Source organism: Microbacterium binotii, assembly GCF_021398715.1.
Classification (GTDB): domain Bacteria; phylum Actinomycetota; class Actinomycetes; order Actinomycetales; family Microbacteriaceae; genus Microbacterium; species Microbacterium binotii_A.
Map to the genome: position 1 here is coordinate 968,891 of NZ_CP090347.1, position 24,371 is coordinate 993,261.

The following is a 24,371-nucleotide window of genomic DNA, read 5'->3' on the forward strand; positions in this document are numbered from 1 at the left end:
GACGCCGTCTCTCAGCGGGGCGCCACCCGCTCCCACGGCACCGTCAGCTCGCCCAGGCGCCACCGCGCACGCTGCCGCAGCGGCCAGCCGCCCGCCGCGAGTGCGGCGAGCGCCGCCTGCCATCGCTGCGCGGGGGAGAACGTCGCCAGAGGCGCCGCGCGTGTCCACTCCGCATCCAGCGCGCGCAGCAGCTCGTGCACGCCCTCACCGGGCACATTGCGGTGGATCAGCGCCTTCGGCAGACGCTCCGCCGCGATCGAGGGAAGCTCCAGACCGGTCAGCCGCAGCGAGATCGTCAGCGTGCGCGGGAGGGCGTCGGGCCCGATCTCGACCCACGTGCTGATGCGCCCCAGCTCATCGCAGGTGCCCTCGACGAGGATCCCGCCCGCATCCAAGCGCGACGTCATGCGCTCCCACGCCGCCGGAACCTCGTCCTCGTCGTACTGACGGAGCACGTTGAACGCGCGGATGATGCGCGGCCGGTCCGGAAGCGGGATCTCGAAGCCGCCGCGGGCGAACGAGACTCGCGCGTCGGGACGGAAGATCGTCGCCCCCTCGCGCACGGCCTCGAGCTGCGCGCGAGCGCGTGCCACGCGTGCGGGATCGATCTCGAGCCCGTACACGCGGACATCCGGACGGATGCGGTGCAGCCGAGCCTCGAGCTCCAGCGCGGTGACGCCGCTCGCGCCGAAGCCGAGATCCACCACGAGCGGCTCCGGCTCCGCGGTCCGGAGCGAGCGGTGGCGGGCGATCCACCTGTCCACGCGGCGGAGACGGTTCGTGCCGGTCGTGCCCCGGGTGATGCGACCCGAAGGCGTAGGACTCATGGCCCCATGATGCCAGCGTCGCGGTCGATATCATGGGCTCATGACCACCCCTCACACCCTGATCCTGCTGCGCCACGGCCAAAGCCAGTGGAACGAGCTCAACCTCTTCACCGGATGGGTCGACGTGCGCCTGACCGACCAGGGCAAGGCCGAGGCCGCCCGCGGTGGCGAGCTGCTCGCCGAGGCGGGGCTGCTGCCCGACGTCGTCCACACGTCGCTGCTGAGCCGCGCGATCCAGACCGCCAACCTCGCGCTCGACGCCGCCGACCGCCTGTGGATCCCCGTCAAGCGCACCTGGCGCCTCAACGAGCGCCACTACGGCGCCCTGCAGGGCAAGGACAAGGCCGAGACCCTCGCCGAGTTCGGCCAGGAGCAGTTCATGCTGTGGCGTCGTTCGTTCGACGTTCCGCCGCCGCCGCTCGATGACGCATCCGAGTTCAGCCAGGTGAACGACCCGCGCTACGTCGGGATCGACGGCGAGGTGCCGCGTACCGAGTCGCTCAAGCTCGTGATCGACCGACTCCTGCCGTACTGGAGCGAGTCCATCGTCCCCGACCTCACCGCCGGCAAGACGGTGCTCGTCGCCGCCCACGGCAACTCGCTCCGCGGCCTCGTGAAGCACCTCGAGGGCATCAGCGACGACGACATCGCCGAGCTCAACATCCCCACCGGAATCCCGCTGGTGTACCGCCTCGACGAGAACCTGCAGGCGCTCGGCAAGGGCGAGTACCTCGACCCCGAAGCAGCCGCGGCGGGCGCTGCCGCCGTCGCCAACCAGGGCAAGTAAGCCGATGCGGGAGGGCCCGGATGCATGATGCATCCGGGCCCTTCCCGTCTGTGAGACGTGTCAGATCTGCGGTTCGGCCTCGGGCTGGGGGGCCCAGTCGCCCGTCGCCAGGTAGACGATCTTCTTGGCGACCGAGACCGCGTGGTCGCCGAAACGCTCGTGGTAGCGGCTCGCCAGCGTCGCGTCGACCGTCGCGGCCGCCTCGCCCTGCCAGGACTCGCTGAGCACCTTCTCGAACACGCTGACGTGCAGCTCGTCCAGCTTGTCGTCCTCGTTGCGCAGCTGCTCGGCCAGATCCAGGTCGCGGGTTCGCAGCAGCTCGGTGAGCTTGCGCGCGACGTCGACGTCGATCTCGCCCATCTTGGTGAAGGTCCCCTTCAGGCCCTTCGGGATGGCGCGGTCCGGGAAACGCATACGGGTCAGCTGCGCGATGTGCTCGGCGATGTCGCCCATGCGCTCGAGTGACGCACTGATGCGCAGTGCCGAGACGACCGTGCGCAGGTCGCTCGCGACGGGCTGCTGACGCGCCAGGATGTCGATGGCCAGCTCGTCGAGCTCGATCGCCTTGTCGTCGATCACCGAGTCGTTGTCGATGACCTCTTCGGCGAGCGCGACGTCGCTCGTTCCGAACGCCCTCGTCGCCTTCTCGATGGCCTCGGTGACGAGCTCGGAGATCTCGACGAGCCGGACACGGACCTCATCGAGGGACTGCTGGAAAACCTCGCGCATGAAACAGGCACCTTCCTGGGGTGGTCGTGGGCGGCACGGGACGGGCCCGGGCGATTCTCGCCGTCGAAGGTTAACGAACGGTGCCGCGGGAGTGAATGTTACCTGCGGCAGGGCCCCGGAAGGCGCCTGAGACCGGGTGCGGGTTCAGCGTCCATTTACGCTGGAGCCATGAACTCGTCGCAGCTCGCGCTGCTGGCCCTGGTCATGGGCGTCGTCCTCGGGGCGTCGATCACCCTCTTGATCATCGGCGCGATGCGCGCGCGGGCCCGCGTTGAGGCGCGCAACTCGACGGCCGTTCCGGAGGGCGTTCCGGACGTTCTGTCCGCGATGGATGACAGCGCGCTGGTGGTGGACGGTTCGGGAACGGTGCGTGCCGCATCCGCATCCGCAGAGGCCTTCGGGATCCACGTCGACGAGGTCGTGCCCGACGAACGCATCCGTGAACTCGCTCGCGCGGTGCGCGCGGGAGGGATCAGCACGGCGAGCCTGACGCTGCGCCGCTCCTCCTCTCCCGCGGAGCCCCGCCTCGTCTCGGCCCGCGCGACGACCATCTCGCCGAAGCTCGTTCTCATCGTCATCCGCGACATCACCGAGCGCGAGCGGGTCGAACAGATGCGCCGTGACTTCGTTGCGAACACCTCCCACGAGCTGAAGACGCCGGTGGGAGCGGTGAGTCTGCTCGCGGAGGCGATCGAGTCCGCGGCGGACGATCCCGCGCAGGTGCGCATCTTCGCCGGCCGGCTGAGCGCCGAGGCGCAGCGGCTGGCCTCGTTGACCTCTCGTGTCATGAACCTCTCCCGGCTGCAGTCCGCGGACGAACTCGCCGAGGTCGGCGACGTGTCGGTGGATTCCGTCGTCACGGCCGCCTGCGAGGCGCACGCGCTCGCCGCGGGCTCCGCCGGGGTGACGGTCGTGCGCGGCGGCACGCGAGGCCTGTACGTGCGCGGCGACACGCAGATCCTCACCGAGGCGCTCGGCAACCTGGTGGCCAACGCGATCGCGTATTCGCCCAGCGGTTCGAGCGTGGGCATCGGTGTGAAGCAGGTGCACAACGCCGTGGAGATCGCGGTCACCGATCGGGGCATCGGCATCTCCGAGGCCGATCAGCAACGCGTGTTCGAGCGCTTCTTCCGCTCGGACCAGGCGCGCTCCCGCCGCACCGGCGGCACGGGGTTGGGGCTGTCGATCGTGAAGCACGCGGTTCAGCGGCACGGCGGCGAGGTGCGCGTGTGGTCGCGCGTCGGACGCGGCTCGACGTTCACCATCCAGCTTCCGATCGCGATGCCGCCCGACGACCTCGAGGCCGTGACGCCCCGCGGCCGGCGCCGCCCCAAGAAGACCAAGAAGACCCCCGCCGCGTCCACAGCCGCGGCACCGAACCCGAACGGAGTCACCGAATGACCCGCGTCCTGATCGTCGAGGACGAGCCCGACCTCGCCGACCCGCTCGCCTACCTGCTTCGCAGGGAGGGGTTCGAGGTCGAGATCGCCGAAGACGGCGCCGTCGCGCTCTCCGCGTTCCGCGAACGCGGTGCCGATATCGTGCTGCTCGATCTCATGCTGCCCGGTATGCCCGGCACCGAGGTGTGCCGTCAGATCCGCACCGTCTCGTCCGTGCCGATCATCATGCTGACCGCCAAGGACAGCGAGGTAGACATCGTCGTGGGACTGGAGCTCGGCGCCGACGACTACGTCACCAAGCCGTACTCGGCCCGCGAACTCCTGGCGCGGATGCGGGCGGTGCTGCGCCGCTTCGCCCAGGTGGAGGCCGACCTCGACGAGCGCGTCCTTCAAGGCGGACGGGTGACGCTGGACATCGACCGCCACACCGTGACCGTGGGCGGCGAGGAGATCAACATGCCGCTCAAGGAGTTCGAGCTCCTCGAGGTGCTGATGCGCAACGCCGGTCGCGTGCTGACCCGGGGGCAGCTCATCGACCGTGTCTGGGGCACCGACTACTTCGGTGACACGAAGACCCTCGACGTGCACATCAAGCGCATCCGCTCGCGCATCGAGCAGAACCCGAGCGATCCGGTCATGCTGGTGACCGTCCGCGGACTGGGCTACCGGTTCGAGGCCTGAGGCGACGACGAAGGGCGGGGCACCCGGAGGTGTCCCGCCCTTTCGTGTGCGCTGCGCTCAGGGAGCGAGCGGCGTCAGGTAGTCGAGGTCGCCGTTGAGGACGGGGATCTCCACGCGGGCCCCTTCGCCGTCGCCGGACTGGAAGAAGATCGGCACGGTCGAGCCGGGGCGGGCGTCGAGGTCCTCGATGAGCAGCGGCTCGGTGTCCTCGGTGCCGAGGCTCACCGTGTCGCCGGCGGGGACGCGCACGGTCAGCTTGACGGCGTTCTCGCCGACCTCGAGGTTCAGCACCTGCGAGGAGTCGCTCTCGTTGACGATCGCGGCGACGAAGTTACCCTCGGTGCCCTCGTCGTTGGCGACGATGAGCGCGTTGCGCACGGCGAGCGGTCCGCTCGAAGCCGGCACGTTGAGTCCGTCGGCGGGGGAGTACTGGATCGTCGTGCTCTGCGGCGAGAGCATGGCGCAGCCGCTCGTTCCCAGTGCGACAGCAGCCGCCACGACGACGGACGCGATCAGGCGCGTTTTCACGGTTCCTCCCGGTTGCAGACGGCTTCCCCAGCATTCTACGGGGTCCGGCCCGCCCATCCCGTTCCGCGCCCCTCGCGGGCCGCGCGCGTTCGCGCGTGCGCGGGGATCAGAGGTGGGGTGTGAGGGCGCGAACCCTAGCGCATTCGGCCCTGTGGTATCCTGGTCGTTGCCGAAAGGACATAACTCCATGCTTTTTGAGGTTGGCGAAACGGTCGTCTATCCGCACCACGGTGCCGCGACCATCATCGAGGTCAAGGAACGCGTCATCAAGGGCGAGACCAAGAAGTACTTGAAGCTCAACGTCACCCAAGGCGATCTGGTCATCGAGGTTCCGGCTGACAACGTCGACCTCGTGGGTGTGCGCGACGTGATCGGCAAGGACGGCCTCGAGCGCGTCTTCGAGGTCCTGCGTGCTCCCTTCACCGAGGAGCCGACCAACTGGTCGCGCCGCTACAAGGCGAACCTCGAGAAGCTCGCTTCGGGCGATGTGATCAAGGTCAGCGAGGTCGTTCGCGACCTGTGGCGCCGCGATCAGGACCGTGGTCTGTCCGCGGGGGAGAAGCGCATGCTCGCCAAGGCCAAGCAGATCCTCGTCTCCGAGCTCGCCCTCGCCGAGAAGACGGACGAGGAGAAGGCCAGCGTCCTGCTCGAAGAGGTTCTCGCCAGCTGACGAAAGGCGCCTTCGTGCCTCAGCCCGTGCCGCGCATCGCGGTCGTGGTCGTCGCCGGCGGGTCGGGTACCCGTCTCGGTGAAGAAGTTCCCAAGGCATTCGTCGGGATCGACGCGCACACGATGCTGCGGCACGCCCTCGACGGCGTCTTCCGCAGCGGAATCGACGCTCAGGTAGTCGTCGTCGCTCCCGCGGAGCGCACGGGGGAGGCCCTGACGGAAGCGCTCGCCGCCGCGGGGGATGCCCGTGAACGGGTGAGCGTCGTCGCCGGCGGCAGCACCCGTCAGAAGTCGGTCGCCGCGGGCCTGGCAGCGCTCTGGGGCGACATCGAGATCGTGCTCGTGCACGATGCGGCCCGCGCGCTGACACCCCCCGAGGTCTTCATCCGCATCGTGGAGGCCGTCGAACGGACCGGGTGGGGTGCTGTTCCCGTTCTCCCCGTGGTCGACACGATCAAGCGTGTCGACGGCGACGAGATCATCGGCGTGGTCGATCGCTCCGAGTTGGGGGCGGCGCAGACCCCGCAGGGGTTCCGACGCGACGTCCTGAGTGCGGCCTACGCCGTGGCCGACTCCGAGTTCACGGATGATGCCGCGCTCGTCGCCGCAGCGGGTCACCGTATCGCGGCCGTCGCGGGCGATGCGCTCGGCTTCAAGATCACGCATCCCGCCGACCTCGAGCGCGCACGCGCACTTCTGACGCCGGCCATCGAGCACCCGGTTCATCTGCAGCAGCCGGCACCGGCGCCGCGCGTGGGCGTCGGCACCGATGTCCACGCGTTCGCCGGAGACGGGGAGCTGTGGCTCGCGGGACTGCACTGGCCGGGCGAGCCGGCCCTGTCCGGGCATTCGGACGGGGATGCGGTCGCTCACGCCGTCGTCGACGCCGTGCTGGCGGCGGCGGGTCTCGGCGACATCGGCACGCACTTCGGCGTCGACCGCCCCGAGTACGCGGACGCGCACGCCGACGCGTTCCTTGCTCGCACCCGCGCCCTGGTCGGCGAGGCGGGGTGGGTGATCGGCAACGTGTCGGTGCAGGTGCAGACCACGCGTCCGCGGTTCGCCCCTCGGCGTCGCGAAGCGGAGGCTGCATTGAGCGAAGCGCTGGGCGCTCCCGTATCCGTGTCGGCCACGACGACCGACGGCCTCGGTTTCGAGGGGCGTGGCGAGGGCGTCTTCGCGGTCGCCGTCGCGATGCTGCTGCCCGCGCAGTGACCGATCAGATCGCGCGCGTGAAGTAGAGCGACAGCGGATCGTCGCGGTAGTTCGCGAACGGCTCGCAGGGGACGAAGCCCTCGCTCTCGTAGAGGCGCACCGCGGCCACGAACTCCGGTGTGCTGCCGGTCTCGAGCCACACGCTCGTCAGTCCCATCGCTGCCGCTTCGCCGAGGATGTGGCGAAGGATGCCGCGCCCGACACCCGTTCCGCGGAAGGCGTCGGCGACCCGCATCGACTTCAGCTCGCCGCGGTCGCCACCCCACCGCTTGAGAGCGCCGATGCCTGCAAGCTCACCGTCGGACCACGCAGACCAGAAGGTGACGTCGGGCCCGCTCAGCCCGGTGGCGTCCAGCGCGTGCACGCTCTCGGCGGGCGTGCCGGCGTGCATGGCGGCGAGGTGCGAGGTCACGAGATCGTGCGCTGCGCCGCGGGTCGGATCGTCGATGCGGTAGTCGAGCATGGTCATCCTTCGAGGGGGAAAGGTTCGGGATCTCGCCGGCGCGAGCCCCAGGCCAGCACCACGAGACCGACGGTGAGCACCGCGATGCCGATGACGGATGCGGTGCCGAGATGCTCTCCGAGCACGACGAGCCCGAGCAGGGTGGCGGTGATGGGTTCGGCGAGCGTCAGCGTCGCGGCGGTCGCCGCGGTGAGGCGCTGCAGGCCCCAGGTGAACAGCGTGTACGCGACCGCGATCGTCGCGAGCCCCAGCCAGAGCGCGACGGCGACGCCGCTGGGCTCGGCGAGCCAGCCGAACGAGGCGAACGGGAGCATGAACAGGGAGCTGATCGCGGAACCGGCGCCCATCGCGCCGGCGACGGTGAACGGATCCCACCCGGTCGACATCAGCCGGCGCTGCGCGTTCGCGAAGACGGCGAATGCCGCACCCGCACCCAGCGACCCGAGCACGCCGAGGGGGTCCGCAGAACCGGAGCCGCCGCCGGCGAACGCCAGCAGTGCGACCCCGGTCGTGGCGAGCGCCGTCGCCACGAGCCACGTCGGTCGGGGGAGGCGTCGGGTGATCGCCCATTCGATGAGCCCCGCCATCACCGGCGCGGATCCGAGCGCGATGACGGTGCCCACGGCGACGCCGCCGCGCGCCGTGCCCAGGAAGAACAGCGGCTGATACGCCGCGAGGCAGACGCCAGTCAGCGCCATGAGGACGAGAGCGCGCGCGGTCAGCGGGGGAGACGTGACGGCTGTCGCGCGTCGGTGCCGGCGGGCGAGGGCGAAGCCGATCACCGCCAGCGCGGTGCCGCCGATCAGCAGACGCACCGCGCCGACGCTCAGGGGCGTCGTTCCGTCGGGACCCAGCGCCTGCGAGGTGCCCGTGGTGCCGAACAGCACAGCCGCAGCGAGGACGGCGAACACGGGCAGCATCCTCCCTTTCTACCGCCGTCATGTGTCGGGGTGGTGACACGGCCCCGCCGGTAGGCTGGTGGAGTGACGGTCCGGCTCTACGACACCCAGGCGCAGGCGCTGCGCGATTTCGCGCCCCTGGAGGACGGCAACGTCACGATGTACGTCTGCGGCCCCACGGTGCAGTCCGGCCCGCACATCGGTCACGTGCGAGCTGCGCTGAGCTTCGATCTGCTGCGCCGCTGGCTCGCGCATCGGTTCGGCCGCGTGACGTTCGTGCGCAACGTCACCGACATCGACGACAAGGTGCTCGCGAACGCGACGCCCGAGGAGCCGTGGTGGGCGCTCGCCTACCGTATGGAGCTCGCCTTCAGCCAGGCCTATGCCGCGGTCGGTATCCTCGCGCCGACGTACGAACCGCGAGCCACCGCATCCATCCCGCAGATGATCGAGCTGATCGCGCTGCTCATCGAGCGCGGCCACGCGTATCCGGCGCCCGACGGATCCGGCGACGTGTACTTCGACGTGCGGTCATGGCCTGCGTACGGCGCGCTCACGCACCAGGACGTCGACGCCATGGAAGCGGCGGCGGATGCGGACCCTCGCGGCAAGCGCGACCCGCACGACTTCGCGCTGTGGAAGGGCGCCAAGGACGGCGAGCCGGCGGATGCGCGGTGGGCGTCGCCGTGGGGCGAGGGGCGCCCGGGCTGGCACATCGAATGCTCGGCGATGTCGCGCCGGTACCTCGGTCCCCGTTTCGACATCCACGGCGGCGGTCTCGACCTGCGCTTCCCGCATCACGAGAACGAGCTCGCGCAGTCCACGGCAGCGGGCGACGCGTTCGCCCAGTACTGGGTGCACAACGGTCTCGTCACCGTCGACGGCCAGAAGATGTCGAAGTCGCTCGGCAACTTCACCCTCGCCGCTGACGTGCTCACCGAGCGCGACCCGCTCGTCGTCCGCTACGCGCTCGCCGCCGCGCACTACCGCTCGAGCCTCGATGTCTCCGACAAGGCCTTCGACGAGGCGGAGGCGGCGCTCGATCGCGTCCGAACCTTCCTCGAACGCGCCGAACGCGCCGAGCGCGTGGGTGCGGGGCCGGAGACGGCGGTGGTTCCCGAAGCGTTCGCCGCGGCGCTGGACGACGACCTCGGCGTCCCGCAGGCTCTCGGCGTCCTTCATGAGACGGTGCGTGCAGGAAACGCGGCACTGGATGAGGGAGACTCGGAGAACGCGCGTCGCCGCGCGGCCGAGGTCATCGCCATGACCGACATCCTCGGCATCAACCCGCTCGACGAGCGGTGGCGCAAGAGCGCGGCGGGTCCTGAAGCGGGAGCCCTCGACGCGCTCGTGCGCGTCATGATCGACCAACGCGCCCAGGCGCGAGCAGACAAGGACTGGGCGAGCGCCGACCGGGTGCGCGATGCGATCGCGGCCGCCGGCATCGTCCTCGAAGACGGTCCCGAGGGGACCCATTGGAGTGTGAAACGTGGCTAAGCCGGGAAACCCGTCAGCCGGACGCGGCAAGAAGAAGGGCCCCACCAAGGGCACCGGCGGCAAGAACCGCCGTTCGCTCGAGGGCCGCGGCCCGACACCGAAGGCGGAGGACCGCGCCTGGCACCCCGCGGGCAAGCGCAAGGCCGCGCAGGAGCGCTTCGTCGCGGCCGGGGGCAAGGCCGCCCCGCGCATCGCGGGTCAGAACCGCACGCCGCGCTCGAAGCAGAACGACGACACGGAGACGGTCACCGGCCGCAACTCGGTGCTGGAAGCGCTGCGCGCCCGCATCCCCGCGACCGCGTTCTACATCGCGCAGCGCGTCGAGATGGACGACCGCGTCAAGGAGATGCTCTCGATCGCGACGCATCGTGAGATCCCCGTGCTGGAGGTCACGCGCCAGGAGCTGGACCGCATGGCCGGCTTCGACGGCGTGCACCAGGGTGTCGCGCTGAAGGTGCCTCCGTATGAGTACGCGCACCCTCAGGACCTGCTCGAGCAGATCATCGACCGCGACGAGCTGCCGTTGATCGTGGCGCTCGACGGTGTGACGGACCCCCGCAACCTGGGGGCCATCATCCGCTCCACGGCCGCGTTCGGCGGTCAGGGTCTGATCATTCCGCAGCGTCGCAGCGCGGGTGTCAACTCCGCCGCGTGGAAGACGAGCGCGGGAGCGGCAGCGCGCCTCCCCGTCGCCATGGCGGCGAACCTCACGACGACGCTCAAGGAGTTCAAGAAGCAGGGCGTGTTCGTGCTCGGCCTCGACGGCGGCGGTGACGTGGCGCTTCCGGCCCTGCAGCTGGCAGACCGTCCCGTCGTGATCGTCGTCGGCTCCGAAGGCAAGGGGCTCTCGCGCCTGGTGACCGAGACGTGCGACCAGATCGTGTCGATCCCGATCTCCGCCGCGACCGAGTCCCTGAACGCGGGGATCGCCGCATCCGTCGCGCTCTACCAGGTCGCCACGCTACGGTCGGCCTGACAGCCACCCCCGACCGAAGGAGCATCCGTGTCTCGCATCGCCGTTCTCGGAGGAACCGGCTACGCCGGTAGCCACATCGTCGCAGAGGCGGTCCGGCGTGGGCATACGGTGCTCTCGGTCGCGCGCACCGTCCCCGCCGAACGCGTCGAGGGCGCGGTCTACGTCGAGGCCACGCTGCTGGATGTCCCCACCCTCGTGAACGAGCTGCTCGGTGTGGACGTCGTCGTCTCGGCCGTGGCCGCGCGCGGCGACATGCTCGGCGCACTCCGCCCGGCGATCGAGCAGCTGCTCTCCGTGCTGCCCGAGGACGTGCGCATCGGCGTCATCGGCGGCGCGGGCGGCAGTCTCGTCGCCGAGGGCGGTCCGCGTCTCGTCGACACCGAGGGCTTCGCGGACGAGTACAAGCCCGAAGCGCTCGAGGCGATCGGCATCCTCGAAGACCTCCAGACGCGCGCGGGCGACCGCGACTGGTTCTACATCCACCCCGCGGGCGGTTTCGGCGCGTGGGCGCCGGGGGAGCGCACGGGCTCGTACCGTGACGGCGGCGATGTGCTCGTCGTCGACGACAACGGCGACTCGTTCATCTCGGGCGCCGACCTCGCCGTGGCCGTGCTCGACGAGATCGAGACGCCGCGTCACTCGCGGGAGCGTTTCACCGTCGGCTACTGAACCGACGCGATCGGATGCGGCGAGCCGCCGTCCGTGATCAGACCAGGTCTCGCCAGTCGATCGCCTCATCCTCATCGTCGTCCGCATCGCGAGGCACGTAGTCGTCGCGCAGCACGGGAATGATCGACGTCGCCTCGGTGGGCGGACCCACCACGGTGGCCTCGTCGCGGCGGTGGCGCAGGACGTCGTCGATGTAGCTCGTGAGCACCTCCGCGAGCGGCACGGAGCGGCCCCGCGCCTGCGACATGTACCAGCTGTGCTCGAGCACCTGGTGGTAGACCTCCGCGGGCTCCAGCTTGGAGCGCAGATCGAAGGGGATGGCTTTGACGACGGGCTCGAACTTCCGGGTGAGCCATTCGTGGGCGACCATCTCCTCGTCGGAGCCCACGCGGGAGATGCGTGCACGGAACTCGTCGAGGTCGTTGAGGAGTCGCCGCGCCTGGTTCTCCTCGACGTCGAGACCGGTGAGGCGCAGCAGACGGCGCTGGTGGTGGCCGGCGTCGACGACCTTGGGCTGGATGGAGACGAGGGCGCCGTCTGTCGCGGTGTCGATCGACATCTCGCCGATGTCGAAGCCGAGCGCATTCAGCCGCTGAACCCGCTCGGTGATCCGCCACGACTCCGCCGCGGAGAAGCTCTCCTTGTCGGTCAGTGCCGCCCAGAGCGAGCGGTACGAGGAGACGATGCCGTCGGCGATGTCGAGCGCATCGACGTCGCCGGCCAGACGGCCGCCGGCGGCGAGATCCATGATCTCGCCGGCGATGTTCGTGCGCGCCACATCCAGGTCGTGCTCGCGCTGACCGGGTGTCAGGCCGCTCTCGTGCAGCTCGCCCGTCTCGGCATCCACGAGATACGCGGCGAAGGCGCCCGCATCCCGTCGGAAGAGGGTGTTGGAGAGCGAGACGTCGCCCCAGAAGAACCCCACGTTGTGCAGACGCACGAGGAGGACGGCGAGAGCGTCGACGAGGCGCGAGGCGGTGTTCGGGCGCAGCACCTGGGTGAACAGGGCACGGTACGGCAATGAGAACTTGAGGTGGGCGGTCACCAGGGCCGCCGGCAGCGGGTGACCGGCCGCATCCGTCCGCCCGTCGATCACGGCGAAACGGTCGACGCACGGGACATCGAGGCGGGCGAGGTTGCCGAGCATGTCGTACTCGCGCCGCGCCATCTCACCGGTGGTCTCCTTGACGGCGATGACCTTGCCGCTGAGGGTCGAGAAGCGCACCAGGTGGCGTGAGAGGCCCTTGGGGAGCTGCACGATGTCGTTGCTGGACCAGTCCGCGAGCGGCGTGCTCCATGGCAGCGTCAGCAGCGCGGGATCGATCGCACTGGCCATGATGGTCAGCGAATCCGCCATGGTGTCCCTCCACATATGTCGCGGCGCGGCGGATCCGGGTGGATCCGCCGCGCCGCGGGGGTCGTTCCGATCAGACCGAAGCGATCGCCTTGTCGTTCAGGCGCTCGCCGCTCTCGAGGTCGAACACGTGCACGTGGCCGGGGACGGGAGCGAGGACGACCGTCTCACCGGCGCTCGGGTGACGACGTCCGTCGACGCGCGCCACGATGTCGGTGCGCTTGCCATTGATCTCGGAGTGGCCGTACAGGTAGCCGTCGGCGCCGAGCTCCTCGATCAGGTCGACGACGACCGAGAGGCCCTTGCCGTCGGCCGGAGCCACCTGGATGTCCTCGGGACGCACACCGATCGTGACCTCGGTGCCGTGCGCCTTGCCGATGGTGTCGGCCTCGACGGGGACCACGAGGTCACCGAAGCGGACGCCGCCCTCGGCCAGGTCGGCCGGGAAGAGGTTCATGGCGGGGGAGCCGATGAAGCCGGCGACGAAGACGTTCTTCGGCTTCTCGTACAGGTCGCGCGGGGTGCCGACCTGCTGCAGCAGGCCGTCCTTCAGCACGGCGATGCGGTCACCCATGGTGAGCGCCTCGGTCTGGTCGTGCGTGACGTAGACCGTGGTGACGCCGAGGCGGCGAACCAGCGACGCGATCTGCGTACGCGTCTGCACGCGGAGCTTGGCGTCGAGGTTCGACAGCGGCTCGTCCATGAGGAAGACCTGGGGCTGACGCACGATGGCGCGACCCATGGCGACACGCTGACGCTGACCACCCGAGAGGGCCTTCGGCTTGCGGGTCAGGTACTCCTCGAGGTCGAGGAGCTTGGCTGCCTCGAGCACACGCTGGGCGCGCTCCTCCTTGCCGACACCGGCGATCTTGAGCGCGAAGCCCATGTTCTCGGCGACCGTCATGTGAGGGTAGAGGGCGTAGTTCTGGAACACCATCGCGATGTCGCGGTCCTTCGGCGGGACGTCGGTGACGTCGCGGTCGCCGATGCGGATGCTGCCCGAGTTGACCTCTTCGAGGCCGGCGAGCATGCGCAGCGAGGTGGACTTACCGCAACCGGAGGGGCCGACCAGGACGAGGAACTCGCCGTCTCCGACCTCGAGGTTGAGCTTGTCGACGGCCGGGCGGGTTCCCCCCGGGTACAGACGCGTTGCGTTGTCGAACGTGACAGTTGCCACTGTTTCTTCTCCTTCACCGGCAGGTACGTGCCGGACGATCCGTAGTGATGGATGCGCGGGGGTGACCCGCAACGCCCGCCATCGGGCGCACCTCTCAGTATGGCACGAGCGTCTGGGCATTTCTCAGGCTGTCTGGCTAGCATCGGATCGGCTGTTTCCCGTGCGGCCCGACCGGACTCCGCCGGTCCCTACGTTTTCTTCAGAGGTCCTATGTCGAGCGACGACTCATCGAACGTCCCGGCGCCGAGCGATCGCCGCGAGGCGGTGCGCGAGAAGGCGCAGCGAGTGCGGCAGCGCCACGCGCGAGTCGGTCGACTTCGCCTGGCCGCGCTCTCGATCAGCGGCGTGGCGGTCGTCGGTGCCGTGGTCGCGGCGGTGGTGTTCGCGGTGAGCTCGTCAACCTCCTCCCCGCAGCTGCAGCCGAGCGGCGCGGTCGACGGCGGCTTCGCTGTCGCATCCGTCGCGGGCGTGTCGGTGCTCGGCGGTTCGGTGGACGCGTCCGCACCGACAGAGTCTGCGGCGCCGCAGGGTGACACGACCCCCACGCCGGCACCCACGAACCGGTCCTCCGTCGACATCCGCGTCTACGTGGATTACCTCGCGCCCGGCGCGAAGCAGTTCGAGACGGCGAACGCCCCCCAGCTCTCCTCGTGGGTGACGGAGGGGGCTGCGACGCTCTCGTACCACCCCGTCGCCATGCTCACGGCCAAGTCGAACGGCACGAAGTACTCGCTGCGCGCGGCGGGTGCAGCGGCCTGTGTCGCGACCTACTCGCCCGACACGGTGTTCGCGTTCAACCACCAACTGCTGTTGCAGCAGCCCGAGGCCACATCCGACGGACTGAGCGACGAGACGCTCGCCGACATGGCCCAGGCAGCGGGGGCGGCCGAACCCCGTCAGGTGCGTTCCTGCATCGAGAACGGCGAGTTCATGGCATGGGCCAAGAGCGCGACCGACGCGGCCGTCGCGGGCATCCCCGGCACGGACGGGCTGACACTCACCAGCACGCCGATGATCTTCGTCAACGGCGAGCTGTACCAGGGCGCACTCGACGACCCGAAGGAGTTCGCGCAGTTCGTGCTCACCACGGCGAGCGACGCGTACTACCGCACGGCCAGCCCCACGCCCACGCCGACCCCGTCGTCGTAATCCGCCCGCGCTGAGCGCATAGACTCGTCCCTGCGCTCGCGAGGGCGTGAGACCGCCAGGCGGTCACGCCGGCTTGGCGCAATTGGTAGCGCACCGTACTTGTAATACGGGGGTTGCAGGTTCAAGTCCTGTAGCCGGCACTTCAGATGTTGCGGGCGTCGACGCGCACGCTCGATGTAATCCGTGAGCGAACTCGCTTGGGCGACGACAATCGTCTCGTCTCAGCCGCGGCCAGGGGGACGGCGCTTCGTCACCGCGCCGCCGCACAGATACCCCACGGCGCCGGGTCGCTGATACCCTGCGCGCATCTGGCGCGATGGTCGCGTCGAGAACCGGGGGGATTTCATGGGGAACAGGAAGAAGATCGGCGCCGTGCTGACCGCTCTTGCGCTTGCCGGGGGGATGCTGCTCGCCGGCGCGGCACCGGCGAATGCGCTGAGTTCGTGCGCAGGTAACATCGCGTCGGACGGCAAGTACCGCGTGCAGTGCAACAGCGGGACCGGCGAAGTCCGAGCATGGGTGGCCTGCAAGGCGCCATGGACATTCGGCTACACGTACTCGCGGATGGGCGAGTGGGTCGGCCGGGGGCAGGTTTCAGTCGCGTCGTGCGAGTTCGGCGCCACGTCCCAGGGGTATGGCGGCTGGGAGAACCGAAGCTGACCGTTGTCGCACCCAGCAGCGACGAGACAACGTCCCTCCCGGTCGCAGCCAGGAGGGACGTTGTCCGCGTCCCAGTCGGACGTGGGTTCGTGAGCGTCAACGCCGCCCTACTGTGCTCGCGACGCGCTGTCCCCCAAATGGTCTACATACGTGGCTCACAGCATGAACATAGGTTGGTCGCGTGACCAACTCTGATGCCGCTGAGATGCAGCCGACGCGACCGGGGCCGTCCTTCACCAGGCGTGATGCACTGATCATGCTCGGAACGGTCGCGGCGGCCGCCACCACGCTGGGCGGCCTTCTCGACGCCACGCCCGCGGCAGCGGCGAATGGGTCCTGGGGCGGTTACAGCAACGGCAACATTCCCCTGTCGGCCCTCAAGGAGGTTGTCAACGGGCGATATCTCCGCCCGGACGCGGCTGATGCGATGATCGCGCTGCGCGCCGCATTTCAGTCAGCCAGGGGGCATGCGCTGATCGTCAACGACGGGTACAGATCTCTCGCGAACCAGTGGGACGCATGGAACGCATACCAGGCGGGCGGGAATCTCGCTGCCTACCCGGGTACTTCGAACCACGGATGGGGACTCGCTGTGGACCTGGGCGGCCAGGTGTACTCCGGCCCCAACACAGGCGACCATGCGTGGCTGCGCTCGAACGCCGGGCAGTACGGCTGGTGGTGGGCCGGCGCGCACTTCTCCCAAATAGAGCCTTGGCACTGGGAATACAACGGATCAACTGACCCAACACTGGAGGATGACTTGACACCCGAACAGGACAACCGTCTGAAGAACATCGAGAATCTGCTGGCCGTTCCCGGTCAGGGATACGGCTGGCCGCAGGTTGGCGCCAACCGGATCGCCGATGTTCAGAGCCGCATGCAGGTTCCGAACCAGGGCTATGACTTCCTGCCTGCGATCATCAATCAACTGCAGGCGATGACCGACCAGATCGCTGCCATCCAAGCCAAGGTGAACAGCCTCTAGGCGTCGTCGACCAACGTCCTCTCACAGCCGAAGCGGGAGGGGACGTTGTCGTTCGCTCGTGAAGGGGTTGCAGCTTCACGTCGTGTAGCCGGGACCAGCCAGCATCTCGAGGGTGTGCCCGTCGAGTCCGTGACGCGCGGACGTCGCCGCAGCGGAGACGCCGGCTCACCCGGCGAAGCCGTACGTCGCGGCGAGCGAACGCAGTTCTTCCACGGATGAGATACCGAGTTTGCGATATGCACTCCGGATCTGTGACTTGACGGTGTTGATCGAGAGGTAGTGCTCCGTCGCGATCTCCTCGAGCGTCGCGTCATTGAGGCGAACGCCCAGTACCGCCCGCTCGCGTGGTGTCAGTTTCTGGAACGGGTCGCCCGCATCGACTCTGGCGGCGCGGATGATCGCGTCGGCGACATCCGGTGAAAGCGTGTTGCTGTCAGCGGTGAGTTCGCGCACGTCGGCACGGGGGAGCAGCGCGAACGGCGAGTACAACTCCTGCTCCGACGCGATGGATGCGGCCAGACGGAACTCGTCCGCGCCCGTGCCCATCGCAAGATGGCGAGAGGCAGCCGCACGCAGCGCGAGCGCTGCGACCAGCGCGCGCGGCGCGTGCGAGGTGCTCGCGCTCATGAGCGAAGCCGCATGCATCACTCTCTCGTCGAACCCCGCGTGCGCGTCTGCTGCGATGCGTTGAACGCGCACGAGCGCGGAGGTGACCTCGCCGCCGAGATCGTCATCGACTCCCAGCGCCTCGCGGGCGGCGGTGTGCATTCCCAGCTTCGTGAGAAGAGCATGCTTCGAGAGAGCCACGAATGCGGCGCTCTGTCCCCGCGAGGCGGAGTCCGCGATGGCCATCGCGGGCGCGTCCACGCCCACCAGCAGGCGCATGGCTTCGCCGGGTGACTCCGCAAGGAGCGCGCTGACGTACATATGCGCATGAGTGCGTTCGCTCGCCGCCTGGAGATCGACGAGCGCGAGGCGCGCTCTTGCCTCATCGAAGGAGAGCCGGTCAGACAGAAGCAGCGCCTCCGCGAGGAGGACCACCGCGCGGCTGCGAGGTGCCCACCAGGCGTCCCCCATTTCGGGTACGCGCTCGAGCCACCGTCGCGCCTCCGAGTTCCGCCCGGCCAGTGCGTGGCACCATGCGATGGCGGCGGCGCTTCTGGCCTGGCCCATGAGGTCTCCCAGGAGAAGCGCCAAGTCGTAGCTGTAGGAGTACTCGCGGAACGCAGGCCGGAGATCGCCGGCGTGCTCCCACACGTAGCCCCATGCATACGTCATCTCCGGGAGAGCGGGCCGCATGTTCTCGCGTTCATCCGCTGCGCTCTCATCCACCACCCGGCGCGCGAGCAGGGCATGCTGCGTAGCTTCGTTCAGGTCGCCGCCGGCGCGCGCTGCCGCTGCCCGGATGGTCAGTTGGGTGACGCGGTCGAAGGCCGACTGCGCTTCGCTGGCGGACGTGCCGCCCCGGAACTTGGTCGTATGAGAGGCCGGATCGTCGATGATCCTGTCCAAGTACACCTTGCCCTGGATGATGCGTGAGTTGCGTCGGGCGAAATCCTCCGGGAATCGGAACAGCCATGTCCGCAGTCGACGGGGCTCCGTCAGGAGGATTTCACCCCAGTGGACCTCGATGAGACCGGCTGCGCGCTCCCAGTCGCGCGCCTCCAACAGCTGCTCGATCTGTCGGCCGATGGCATGCGTCAAAGTCGTCACCCCCGACACGGCATCGACGCCGTTTCGGGTAGGCGCCCTCTCCGTGCTCCGACACCCCTATGTCGGTCTGTTCGACCATATCAGCGGCGCCGTCCGGGCCGCCGGTGGACGGTCAGAACCCGGGGGCCAGAACTCCTGCGGTGACGGCCACAGCGATGGCAGCCAGCCCCGCCCAGGTCGCAGCCACGAAGGGCAGGCGTTCGCGAGTGCGCAACCGCTGCCGGTTTATCGGATCGGAGACGACCGTCGTCAGCGACGCCTTCGCGGCGGCGAGGGTCGCATAACGCCCCACGGGCGAGGAGAAGCGGTCGAAGGCGACGAAGCTGCCGTCGTCGTTGCGGTCGATGTAGCCGAAGAAGTCTCCGTCGCGCTGAGCGACGTACAGCCCGTCATCGGCCTGATTCCAGGTGGTCCGGGATGTGGCCGCGATGAACGGCGCGAGCGTCGTCGTCATGCCGCCCGCCGACGCGGCTGCTGCTGGGCAGCGGGAACCTCGTCGTCCATGTCGACCGTGAGCCCCGCCGTCGAACTGGCGGACTCGGCGAGCGACTGAAGGAAGACGGGGTTCAGCGATTCGGGCTCGGCGGAGGAGAAGACGAAGCGGAGCGGGATGGATGAGTGGATCCACAGTGTCTCGCGCCCGTCTGCACCGCGGAGATTGAGCGTGAAGGACTCCTGGCGACGCAGCTTCGTGGTGGCGACCACCTTGACGTGCGCCAGCAGGCGATCGCTCATCTCGACCGGGTCAGTGGCGTTTGCGTAGTAGAGCTGTCCCATGAGGATGCCTTTCGATCGAGAGGAAGCTTGTTCGATGTGGACATTACTAGGTAGACTAGCGATATGGCAAACAAACATTTCGCGAATCGTGAGTTTCGATGAGCGACCGCGCGATGTACTGGTATGACGCGAACGACGTGCGCCAGCAAGCGGGAAGGCGAGTGCTCGACGCGCTGCGGACCTATCGCGCCTCCGAGATGGCGATGCGCCGCCGTACCCAGGACTCCATGGGCATGGGCGAGAACGACCTTCTCGTGCTTCAGTACCTGATGCGTGCAGCCGGGCAGGGCGGGGAAGTCTCGCCCGTCGACATCGGCCGCTACCTCGGCGTCTCCACACCCTCGGTCACCGGCATCCTGGATCGGCTCGAGCGCAGCGGACACCTCAAGCGCAAGCCGCACCCGCAGGACCGACGGCGATTGCTCGTCGAGACGACCGATCTCGCTCACCTCGAGGTGCGCCGCACGCTCGATGGTATGCACACGCGGATGATGGCAGCCGTCCGTTCCCTCGATCCGAGGGAGGCTGATGCCATCGTCGGCTTCCTCCACGCGATGACGGAGGCTGTGGATGCGGTGGATCCCCCCGTCAGCGCTCAGGTCTCCACCGCCTGAATCCGTCTGATCACCCATATCGGGCAGGGCATGCTCGGGCGTACACTCGCCCGCACGAGGGGGTGGGGATGCGCGACGTCAAGATCACCGGCAGCGTCTTCATGATCGGGCTGGCGCTCGTGCTCACCGGGTGCGGCGGTACGCCGGACTCGCCCCCTCCCACCCGTGCGGCGGCTGTCTCGACAGGCACGCCTACGCCGACGCCGAGCGTCACCCTCACGCCGAGCCCTCAGGCGGAGTCGGTGCAGATCCCCGGTGATTGCGGCGCGGTCGGCTCCGCCGCGACCCGAGCCGCGACGGTAGACCAGATGACGGAGTACGGCGACGCGGCCCAGTTCACGCGCCCGGCGCCGCCGGGTGCGAACCTCGCCCTCGGCTGCAACTGGATCGTCGGCGACGCCACGGGCTACCTCCTCTTGATCAGTCGAGCGGATGCGGACGCGGCGCAGTCCTATGCGGAGTCGACGCTGCCGGCAGAGGGATATTCCTGCCAGGTCGGGGACGCGCCCGCCTTCATCTGCACGCAGACGCTCGCGGGGACCACCTACCCCGTCGACACCGTCGAGACGATCTACGTGCGCGACGGCGTGTGGATCTATCAGTCGGCGACGAACACCGATGGGGATGCGTTGCTGACGGACCTGGTCGCTGCTGTCTGGGGATCGTGAACCGCGCCGCCGCGTAGTCTCGATCGGTGACCTCGTCCCACCCGCGTCGCCTGCCCCGACCGATCGCCGTTGCCGGCGCTGTCCTCGTGGGCGTTCTCACCGCGACTCAGGCGCAGATCAACGGCGCGCTGGGTGCAGCGATCGGTGATGCGCTGACGGCCGCCGCCATCTCGTTCGGATCGGGTTTCGTCATCCTGCTCGCCCTCAGCGCGCTGCTGGCGGGCGGTCGTGCGGGAATCGCCCGCCTGGTCGCGGGCGTTCGCGAGCGCCGCATCCCGGTGTGGATGATCCTCGGCGGCGCCGCGGGCGCGTTCACCGTCTTCACACAGGGACTCGCGGTCGCGGCGATCGGCGTCGCGGCCTTCACCGTCGGCGTGGTCGCGGGCCAGACCGTCAACGGCGTCGTCCTCGATCGGGTCGGCTACGGCCCCGCCGGCGTCGTCGGCGTCACGATAGGACGCCTTGCCGGGGCTCTGCTCGTCGTTGCGGCGGTCGTCGTCTCACTGGTGGGCGAGGGAGCGGCATCCGTTCCTGTCTGGCTGCTCGTGCTTCCCCTGCTCGCGGGAGCGGGAATCGCCTGGCAGCAGGCCACGAACGGGCGGCTGCGCAACGAGGTGGGCAGTCCGCTGACGGCCACACTCGTGAACTTCGCCGGTGGCACCGTGCTCCTGACGGCTGCGGCCGCCGTGCAGCTCGTGCTTGCAGGACCGCGTCGATTGCCGACCGAGCCCTGGCTCTACGTGGGCGGCGCCATCGGCGTCGTCTACATCTTCCTGTCGGCAGCGCTCGTGCGGCACACCGGTGTGCTGCAGCTGGGGCTCGGCTCGGTGGTCGGCTTGCTCGGTGCGTCGGTCGCCATCGACGCGCTCTTTCCCGGACATGCCGGACCGCCCATCGGGGTGGCGTTGATCGCCGTGGTCGTGGCTGTCATGGGTGTCGTCGTGGCGACCGTTCCCCGATGGCGGCGTCGATGATCAGCGCGGGAGCCTGCTGAGGAACGCGGCACCGTCGATCTGCTTGATCCGCGTATCGCGGGACGGCTCCGGCTTTCGCCCGACGTAGAGCCACCCCAGCAGCCGTTCGTTCTTGCGCAGCCCGTGCACCTTGGCGACCGCTTTGCTCCGGGTGTAGTGGCCCGTGCGCCAGATGACGCCCCATCCGGCCTCGTCGAGAGCCAGGCTCAGCATGTGGGCGACGCCGGACGCGACCGCCTCCTGCTCCCAATCCGGGACCTTGTCCTTCTGGATGCGGGCGACGACCGCGATCAGCAGGGGAGCGCGCAGCGGCTTGGTCGATGCGCCGTCCTTCTTCTCTGCTTTGTGGATCGCACGCCCGAGACGCTCGCGGTCCTCGCCGCGCAGCTCGATCAGCCGCCAGGGCCGCAGCGACGAGTGGTCGGCCACCCGTCCCGCGGCCGCGACCATGTCGACGAGCTCGTCATGCGTCGGCGCCTCGTCGGTCACTTTGGACCACGATCGGCGCACGCGCATCGCGTCGCGTGCGCCGGTGGTCATGCGTCCGCCTCCGGAGTGAACTCGAGAGCAATCGAGTTCATGCAGTACCGGTCGCCGGTGGGCGTGCCGAAACCGTCGGGGAACACGTGACCCAGGTGGGAGCCGCAGGAGGCGCAGCGCACCTCGGTGCGCACCATCCCGTGGCTGTTGTCCTCGATCAGCTCCACGGCGTCGGGCCGGACCGACTCGTAGAAGCTCGGCCAGCCGCAATGCGAGTCGAACTTCGTTCCGCTCTTGAACAGCTCGGCACCGCACGCGGCACAGGCATACAGTCCCGCCCGCGACTCGTCGAGCAACTCGCCCGTCCAGGCGCGCTCGGTGGCCGCCTCACGCAAGACCGCGTACTTGTCTGCTCCGAGCTCCTCGCGCCACTGCTCCTCGGACTTGTTCACTGCGTAGCTCATTGGTCCTCCTTCTGCTCCATTCAACCCGACCTGCGAGGGCACTGTTCCCGTGTGACCGAGAATGAGCGGGTGAGCGAACTCGAGGCCGTCATCGCGCGTTACCGGCGCTTCGCCGAGGAAGAGGCGCCGGGTCGCAGCCGCCTCTATGAGCAGTGGGCGCTCGCGGTGCAGGCGACTCCGGAGCTCGCCGCCGTTCTGGCACGGATCCCCGCGACCCATAGGCAGCCGCCCCTCGTGTTCGCCGTCAGTCGGCTCCTCGGCGCACCGGAGGCGGAGGATGCGGATTGGGGAGCATGGGTGCTCGCGCACGCCGACATCCTCGTGGCGGAGTCCACGGCGCGCTCTGTGCAGACGAACGAGCCCGGGCGCTGCGCCGCGCTGCTTCCCGCGCTCTCACAGATCGAGGGCCCCTTCGCACTTCTGGAGATCGGGGCCAGTGCGGGCCTGTGCCTGTATCCGGACCGCTACTCCTATCGCTACGACGCGGATGCGGGACGAACGCGAAGGCTCGATCCGACCGCCGGCGCCGCTGCGGTCGTCCTCACATCCACGTGGAGTGGTCCGGAGACGGAGCTGCGCATGCCGACGGTCGTGTGGCGAGCGGGCATCGACCTGCATCCGCTCGACGCCCGCTCGACCGACCACCGTCGCTGGCTCACGGGGCTCGTCTGGCCGGGGGAGAGCGGACGTCGTGAGCGCATCGAAGCGGCGCTCGACGTGGCGGCCGAAGAACCGCCGATCCTGCGAGCGGCGGATGCGGCGGCACCGGGCGTCATCGCGGAGCTTGCGATGACCGCCCCGCCCGACGCGACCCTCGTGGTCACGACGCCGGGCGTGCTCGCCCACGTTCCGAGGGACGGGCGGCGACGCATCATCGAGGCGGCTCGGGCATCAGGACGCTGGATCACGATCGACGCACCGGGATTGCACGACGGCTGGAGCGCGCCGATCGAAGCGGCCGCCTGGCCGAAGGATCGCTTCGCGCTGGCGCTGGATGGCGAGGTGCTCGCCGCGGTCGACCCGTTGGGCGCGGCTGTGGAGTGGCGTCCGGATGCGGCGGGCATGCTCGGTTAGCGTGGCCCTGTGCCCGTGCGCGACCCCGCATCCGACGCTCTGAGCGAGCGCGACTCCCAGCTGCTCGCCTTTGAGGCGCGCTGGCTCGGACACACCGGCGCCAAGGAGGAGGCGATCCGCGTCGAACTGCAGCTCACCCCGGCGCGGTACTACCAACTGCTGGGACGGCTGATCGACTCGCAGGCCGCCCTGGCACAGGATCCGCTCCTCGTCGGTCGCCTGCGCCGCATCCGCGACGAGCGTCGGCGTGAGCGCTCGACGGCTCGCCGCGGCGCCTGAGACCTCGCTCCGCGGGCGGCACGACGCGCTCCGGTAGCATCGTGGGGTGTCCCGAACCCCGCATCCCCGCGACCGCTTCGACGACCTGCCGAACGCCTCGGGGCGTGTCGGAGCCCACCGCGCCGAGAACCCGCGCATGCGGGCGGGCGTGGTCACCCTCTGGGCGATCGTCGTCACGATCGTGCTCATCGCCGCGGGGATCTTCGGGAGCCTGGTGCTCTCCGGGCGGATCGTGCTGGTGCCCTCGCCGACTCCGACGCCGACTCCGACGCCCGAAGTGACGCCCGTCGTCGACATGTCCTTCTCCGTGCTGGTGCTCAACGCGACGCCGGAGACGGGACTCGCAACCACCCTGAAGGACGAGCTCATCGCGAAGGGCTGGGGCGCCGACCTCGTCAACGCGAGCAGCGCCAGCGCCACCGACTTCCCGCAGACGACGGTCTACTACGCCTTCCCGGGGGACGAGGCGGCGGCCAAGGGTCTCGCCGAGCTCATCGGCGGGGCGGATGTCGCCGAGAGCACTCAGTACCAGCCGACCGACGACGCCGGCACGGCCGATGTGGACGAGTCGCAGGCGAAACAGCTCACGATCGTGATCGGACTGGACCGCACCGCTGCGGGGGCGCCGAGCCCCACTCCGACCCCCTGAGGCTCCTCCTCGAC

The 24,371-nt window shown here is 69.3% G+C and carries 29 protein-coding genes and 1 tRNA gene; 18 read left to right on the forward strand and 12 right to left on the reverse strand.

The features are described 5' to 3' along the window. Positions 1-11: 11 nt before the first annotated feature. A complete protein-coding gene (locus LXM64_RS04885; protein WP_234074869.1) occupies positions 12-827 on the reverse strand; it encodes a class I SAM-dependent methyltransferase in 816 nt (271 codons plus the stop codon). Between the two features lie 40 nt (positions 828-867). Between LXM64_RS04885 and LXM64_RS04890 the strand changes: the two genes are divergently transcribed. Continuing rightward, positions 868-1,614 (forward strand): phosphoglyceromutase, encoded by a 747-nt coding sequence (locus tag LXM64_RS04890; RefSeq protein ID WP_137417681.1) that lies wholly within the window; start codon positions 868-870, stop codon positions 1,612-1,614. A gap of 60 nt (positions 1,615-1,674) precedes the next feature. Here the strand turns inward: LXM64_RS04890 and phoU are convergent, their stop codons facing one another. Continuing rightward, positions 1,675-2,343 (reverse strand): phosphate signaling complex protein PhoU, encoded by a 669-nt coding sequence (phoU, locus tag LXM64_RS04895; protein ID WP_137417680.1) that lies wholly within the window; start codon positions 2,341-2,343, stop codon positions 1,675-1,677. A 168-nt stretch (positions 2,344-2,511) separates the two neighbouring features. On the opposite strand from phoU, the gene LXM64_RS04900 reads away from it, so the two are divergent. Beyond that, positions 2,512-3,744, forward strand: a complete 1,233-nt coding sequence (locus tag LXM64_RS04900; protein ID WP_234074870.1) for a sensor histidine kinase — start codon at positions 2,512-2,514, stop codon at positions 3,742-3,744. Further along, a complete protein-coding gene (locus LXM64_RS04905; protein WP_234074871.1) occupies positions 3,741-4,424 on the forward strand; it encodes a response regulator transcription factor in 684 nt (227 codons plus the stop codon). Before LXM64_RS04900 ends, LXM64_RS04905 begins: the two co-directional genes overlap by 4 nt. Positions 4,425-4,481: 57 nt before the next feature. Here LXM64_RS04905 and LXM64_RS04910 read toward each other — a convergent pair whose 3' ends face one another. Next, positions 4,482-4,952 (reverse strand): DNA modification methylase, encoded by a 471-nt coding sequence (locus LXM64_RS04910; protein ID WP_234074872.1) that lies wholly within the window; start codon positions 4,950-4,952, stop codon positions 4,482-4,484. Between the two features lie 187 nt (positions 4,953-5,139). Between LXM64_RS04910 and LXM64_RS04915 the strand changes: the two genes are divergently transcribed. Further along, positions 5,140-5,622 carry a CarD family transcriptional regulator gene (locus LXM64_RS04915; protein ID WP_137417676.1) on the forward strand — a complete coding sequence of 161 codons (483 nt, stop codon included), beginning with the start codon at positions 5,140-5,142 and terminating at the stop codon, positions 5,620-5,622. 14 nt (positions 5,623-5,636) lie between these two features. After that, positions 5,637-6,836 (forward strand): 2-C-methyl-D-erythritol 4-phosphate cytidylyltransferase, encoded by a 1,200-nt coding sequence (gene ispD, locus LXM64_RS04920; RefSeq protein ID WP_234074873.1) that lies wholly within the window; start codon positions 5,637-5,639, stop codon positions 6,834-6,836. A gap of 4 nt (positions 6,837-6,840) precedes the next feature. On the opposite strand, the gene LXM64_RS04925 is transcribed toward ispD, so the two are convergent. Then, a complete protein-coding gene (locus tag LXM64_RS04925) occupies positions 6,841-7,305 on the reverse strand; it encodes a GNAT family N-acetyltransferase (protein ID WP_234074874.1) in 465 nt (154 codons plus the stop codon). Then, positions 7,302-8,219 carry a DMT family transporter gene (locus LXM64_RS04930; protein WP_234074875.1) on the reverse strand — a complete coding sequence of 306 codons (918 nt, stop codon included), beginning with the start codon at positions 8,217-8,219 and terminating at the stop codon, positions 7,302-7,304. Before LXM64_RS04930 ends, LXM64_RS04925 begins: the two co-directional genes overlap by 4 nt. 63 nt (positions 8,220-8,282) lie before the next feature. Between LXM64_RS04930 and cysS the strand changes: the two genes are divergently transcribed. From cysS to LXM64_RS04945, 3 genes are read left to right on the forward strand one after another with little or no spacing between them, the layout of a single operon-like run. Beyond that, positions 8,283-9,695 carry a cysteine--tRNA ligase gene (cysS, locus tag LXM64_RS04935; RefSeq protein WP_234074876.1) on the forward strand — a complete coding sequence of 471 codons (1,413 nt, stop codon included), beginning with the start codon at positions 8,283-8,285 and terminating at the stop codon, positions 9,693-9,695. Then, on the forward strand, positions 9,688-10,671 hold the full coding sequence (rlmB, locus tag LXM64_RS04940; RefSeq protein WP_137417671.1) for a 23S rRNA (guanosine(2251)-2'-O)-methyltransferase RlmB: 984 nt from the start codon (positions 9,688-9,690) through the stop codon (positions 10,669-10,671). The genes cysS and rlmB overlap by 8 nt, the downstream gene beginning before the upstream one ends. Before the next feature lie 27 nt (positions 10,672-10,698). Then, the gene (locus LXM64_RS04945; protein ID WP_234074877.1) at positions 10,699-11,340 is read left to right on the forward strand and encodes an NAD(P)-dependent oxidoreductase; all 642 of its coding nucleotides are present in this window, start codon (positions 10,699-10,701) and stop codon (positions 11,338-11,340) included. 37 nt (positions 11,341-11,377) lie between these two features. On the opposite strand, the gene LXM64_RS04950 is transcribed toward LXM64_RS04945, so the two are convergent. Together LXM64_RS04950 and LXM64_RS04955 are read right to left on the reverse strand one after the other, a co-directional pair. Continuing rightward, complete coding sequence (locus LXM64_RS04950) at positions 11,378-12,697, reverse strand: DUF4032 domain-containing protein (RefSeq protein WP_234074878.1); 1,320 nt, start codon at positions 12,695-12,697, stop codon at positions 11,378-11,380. Positions 12,698-12,767: 70 nt separating this feature from the next. After that, positions 12,768-13,871, reverse strand: coding sequence for an ABC transporter ATP-binding protein (locus LXM64_RS04955; RefSeq protein ID WP_234074879.1), 1,104 nt, complete (start codon positions 13,869-13,871; stop codon positions 12,768-12,770). Between the two features lie 210 nt (positions 13,872-14,081). Here LXM64_RS04955 and LXM64_RS04960 point away from each other — a divergent pair, with 210 nt between their 5' ends. The 4 genes from LXM64_RS04960 to LXM64_RS04975 all read left to right on the forward strand — a co-directional run bounded on the left by LXM64_RS04960 (position 14,082) and on the right by LXM64_RS04975 (position 16,665). After that, entirely contained in the window at positions 14,082-15,020 is a 939-nt protein-coding gene (locus tag LXM64_RS04960; RefSeq protein WP_234074880.1) for a DsbA family protein, read from the forward strand. A 67-nt stretch (positions 15,021-15,087) separates the two neighbouring features. Further along, positions 15,088-15,160, forward strand: a tRNA-Thr gene (locus LXM64_RS04965). Between the two features lie 205 nt (positions 15,161-15,365). Then, on the forward strand, positions 15,366-15,680 hold the full coding sequence (locus LXM64_RS04970) for a hypothetical protein (protein ID WP_234074881.1): 315 nt from the start codon (positions 15,366-15,368) through the stop codon (positions 15,678-15,680). A 181-nt stretch (positions 15,681-15,861) separates the two neighbouring features. Continuing rightward, positions 15,862-16,665 (forward strand): M15 family metallopeptidase, encoded by an 804-nt coding sequence (locus LXM64_RS04975; RefSeq protein WP_234074882.1) that lies wholly within the window; start codon positions 15,862-15,864, stop codon positions 16,663-16,665. A 165-nt stretch (positions 16,666-16,830) separates the two neighbouring features. On the opposite strand, the gene LXM64_RS04980 is transcribed toward LXM64_RS04975, so the two are convergent. From LXM64_RS04980 to LXM64_RS04990, 3 genes are all read right to left on the reverse strand, one after another. Beyond that, positions 16,831-18,378, reverse strand: a complete 1,548-nt coding sequence (locus LXM64_RS04980) for a helix-turn-helix domain-containing protein (RefSeq protein WP_234074883.1) — start codon at positions 18,376-18,378, stop codon at positions 16,831-16,833. Positions 18,379-18,490: 112 nt separating this feature from the next. Beyond that, complete coding sequence (locus LXM64_RS04985) at positions 18,491-18,832, reverse strand: hypothetical protein (RefSeq protein WP_234074884.1); 342 nt, start codon at positions 18,830-18,832, stop codon at positions 18,491-18,493. After that, positions 18,829-19,155 (reverse strand): hypothetical protein, encoded by a 327-nt coding sequence (locus tag LXM64_RS04990; RefSeq protein WP_234074885.1) that lies wholly within the window; start codon positions 19,153-19,155, stop codon positions 18,829-18,831. The genes LXM64_RS04985 and LXM64_RS04990 overlap by 4 nt, the downstream gene beginning before the upstream one ends. 98 nt (positions 19,156-19,253) lie before the next feature. Between LXM64_RS04990 and LXM64_RS04995 the strand changes: the two genes are divergently transcribed. The 3 genes from LXM64_RS04995 (at position 19,254) to LXM64_RS05005 (ending at position 21,411) form a co-directional block, all read left to right on the forward strand. Next, the gene (locus LXM64_RS04995) at positions 19,254-19,769 is read left to right on the forward strand and encodes a MarR family winged helix-turn-helix transcriptional regulator (protein ID WP_234074886.1); all 516 of its coding nucleotides are present in this window, start codon (positions 19,254-19,256) and stop codon (positions 19,767-19,769) included. Positions 19,770-19,837: 68 nt separating this feature from the next. Beyond that, positions 19,838-20,437 (forward strand): hypothetical protein, encoded by a 600-nt coding sequence (locus LXM64_RS05000; protein ID WP_234074887.1) that lies wholly within the window; start codon positions 19,838-19,840, stop codon positions 20,435-20,437. Positions 20,438-20,463: 26 nt separating this feature from the next. Then, a complete protein-coding gene (locus tag LXM64_RS05005) occupies positions 20,464-21,411 on the forward strand; it encodes a DMT family transporter (RefSeq protein WP_234074888.1) in 948 nt (315 codons plus the stop codon). Here the strand turns inward: LXM64_RS05005 and LXM64_RS05010 are convergent, their stop codons facing one another. Together LXM64_RS05010 and msrB are read right to left on the reverse strand one after the other, a co-directional pair. Next, positions 21,412-21,951, reverse strand: coding sequence for a nitroreductase family protein (locus LXM64_RS05010; protein ID WP_234074889.1), 540 nt, complete (start codon positions 21,949-21,951; stop codon positions 21,412-21,414). Then, positions 21,948-22,355 (reverse strand): peptide-methionine (R)-S-oxide reductase MsrB, encoded by a 408-nt coding sequence (msrB, locus tag LXM64_RS05015; RefSeq protein WP_234074890.1) that lies wholly within the window; start codon positions 22,353-22,355, stop codon positions 21,948-21,950. Before msrB ends, LXM64_RS05010 begins: the two co-directional genes overlap by 4 nt. 69 nt (positions 22,356-22,424) lie before the next feature. Between msrB and LXM64_RS05020 the strand changes: the two genes are divergently transcribed. The 3 genes from LXM64_RS05020 to LXM64_RS05030 are packed head-to-tail and all read left to right on the forward strand — an operon-like array spanning position 22,425 to position 24,357. Next, positions 22,425-23,429 (forward strand): DUF2332 domain-containing protein, encoded by a 1,005-nt coding sequence (locus LXM64_RS05020; RefSeq protein WP_234074891.1) that lies wholly within the window; start codon positions 22,425-22,427, stop codon positions 23,427-23,429. Between the two features lie 9 nt (positions 23,430-23,438). Next, the gene (locus tag LXM64_RS05025) at positions 23,439-23,708 is read left to right on the forward strand and encodes a DUF3263 domain-containing protein (protein WP_234074892.1); all 270 of its coding nucleotides are present in this window, start codon (positions 23,439-23,441) and stop codon (positions 23,706-23,708) included. Between the two features lie 46 nt (positions 23,709-23,754). After that, on the forward strand, positions 23,755-24,357 hold the full coding sequence (locus LXM64_RS05030) for a LytR C-terminal domain-containing protein (protein ID WP_137417658.1): 603 nt from the start codon (positions 23,755-23,757) through the stop codon (positions 24,355-24,357). Positions 24,358-24,371: the final 14 nt, after the last annotated feature.

Excerpts from the sequence above, each read along its gene's own strand:
- LXM64_RS04885 (WP_234074869.1), bottom strand. The coding sequence starts at position 827 with ATGAGTCCTACGCCTTCGGGTCGCATCACCCGGGGCACGACCGGCACG.
- LXM64_RS04890 (WP_137417681.1), top strand. The coding sequence starts at position 868 with ATGACCACCCCTCACACCCTGATCCTGCTGCGCCACGGCCAAAGCCAG.
- phoU (WP_137417680.1), bottom strand. The coding sequence starts at position 2,343 with ATGCGCGAGGTTTTCCAGCAGTCCCTCGATGAGGTCCGTGTCCGGCTC.
- LXM64_RS04900 (WP_234074870.1), top strand. The coding sequence starts at position 2,512 with ATGAACTCGTCGCAGCTCGCGCTGCTGGCCCTGGTCATGGGCGTCGTC.
- LXM64_RS04905 (WP_234074871.1), top strand. The coding sequence starts at position 3,741 with ATGACCCGCGTCCTGATCGTCGAGGACGAGCCCGACCTCGCCGACCCG.
- LXM64_RS04915 (WP_137417676.1), top strand. The coding sequence starts at position 5,140 with ATGCTTTTTGAGGTTGGCGAAACGGTCGTCTATCCGCACCACGGTGCC.
- LXM64_RS04925 (WP_234074874.1), bottom strand. The coding sequence starts at position 7,305 with ATGACCATGCTCGACTACCGCATCGACGATCCGACCCGCGGCGCAGCG.
- LXM64_RS04930 (WP_234074875.1), bottom strand. The coding sequence starts at position 8,219 with ATGCTGCCCGTGTTCGCCGTCCTCGCTGCGGCTGTGCTGTTCGGCACC.
- LXM64_RS04950 (WP_234074878.1), bottom strand. The coding sequence starts at position 12,697 with ATGGCGGATTCGCTGACCATCATGGCCAGTGCGATCGATCCCGCGCTG.
- LXM64_RS04960 (WP_234074880.1), top strand. The coding sequence starts at position 14,082 with ATGTCGAGCGACGACTCATCGAACGTCCCGGCGCCGAGCGATCGCCGC.
- LXM64_RS04970 (WP_234074881.1), top strand. The coding sequence starts at position 15,366 with ATGGGGAACAGGAAGAAGATCGGCGCCGTGCTGACCGCTCTTGCGCTT.
- LXM64_RS04985 (WP_234074884.1), bottom strand. The coding sequence starts at position 18,832 with ATGACGACGACGCTCGCGCCGTTCATCGCGGCCACATCCCGGACCACC.
- LXM64_RS04990 (WP_234074885.1), bottom strand. The coding sequence starts at position 19,155 with ATGGGACAGCTCTACTACGCAAACGCCACTGACCCGGTCGAGATGAGC.
- LXM64_RS04995 (WP_234074886.1), top strand. The coding sequence starts at position 19,254 with ATGAGCGACCGCGCGATGTACTGGTATGACGCGAACGACGTGCGCCAG.
- LXM64_RS05000 (WP_234074887.1), top strand. The coding sequence starts at position 19,838 with ATGCGCGACGTCAAGATCACCGGCAGCGTCTTCATGATCGGGCTGGCG.
- LXM64_RS05010 (WP_234074889.1), bottom strand. The coding sequence starts at position 21,951 with ATGACCACCGGCGCACGCGACGCGATGCGCGTGCGCCGATCGTGGTCC.
- msrB (WP_234074890.1), bottom strand. The coding sequence starts at position 22,355 with ATGAGCTACGCAGTGAACAAGTCCGAGGAGCAGTGGCGCGAGGAGCTC.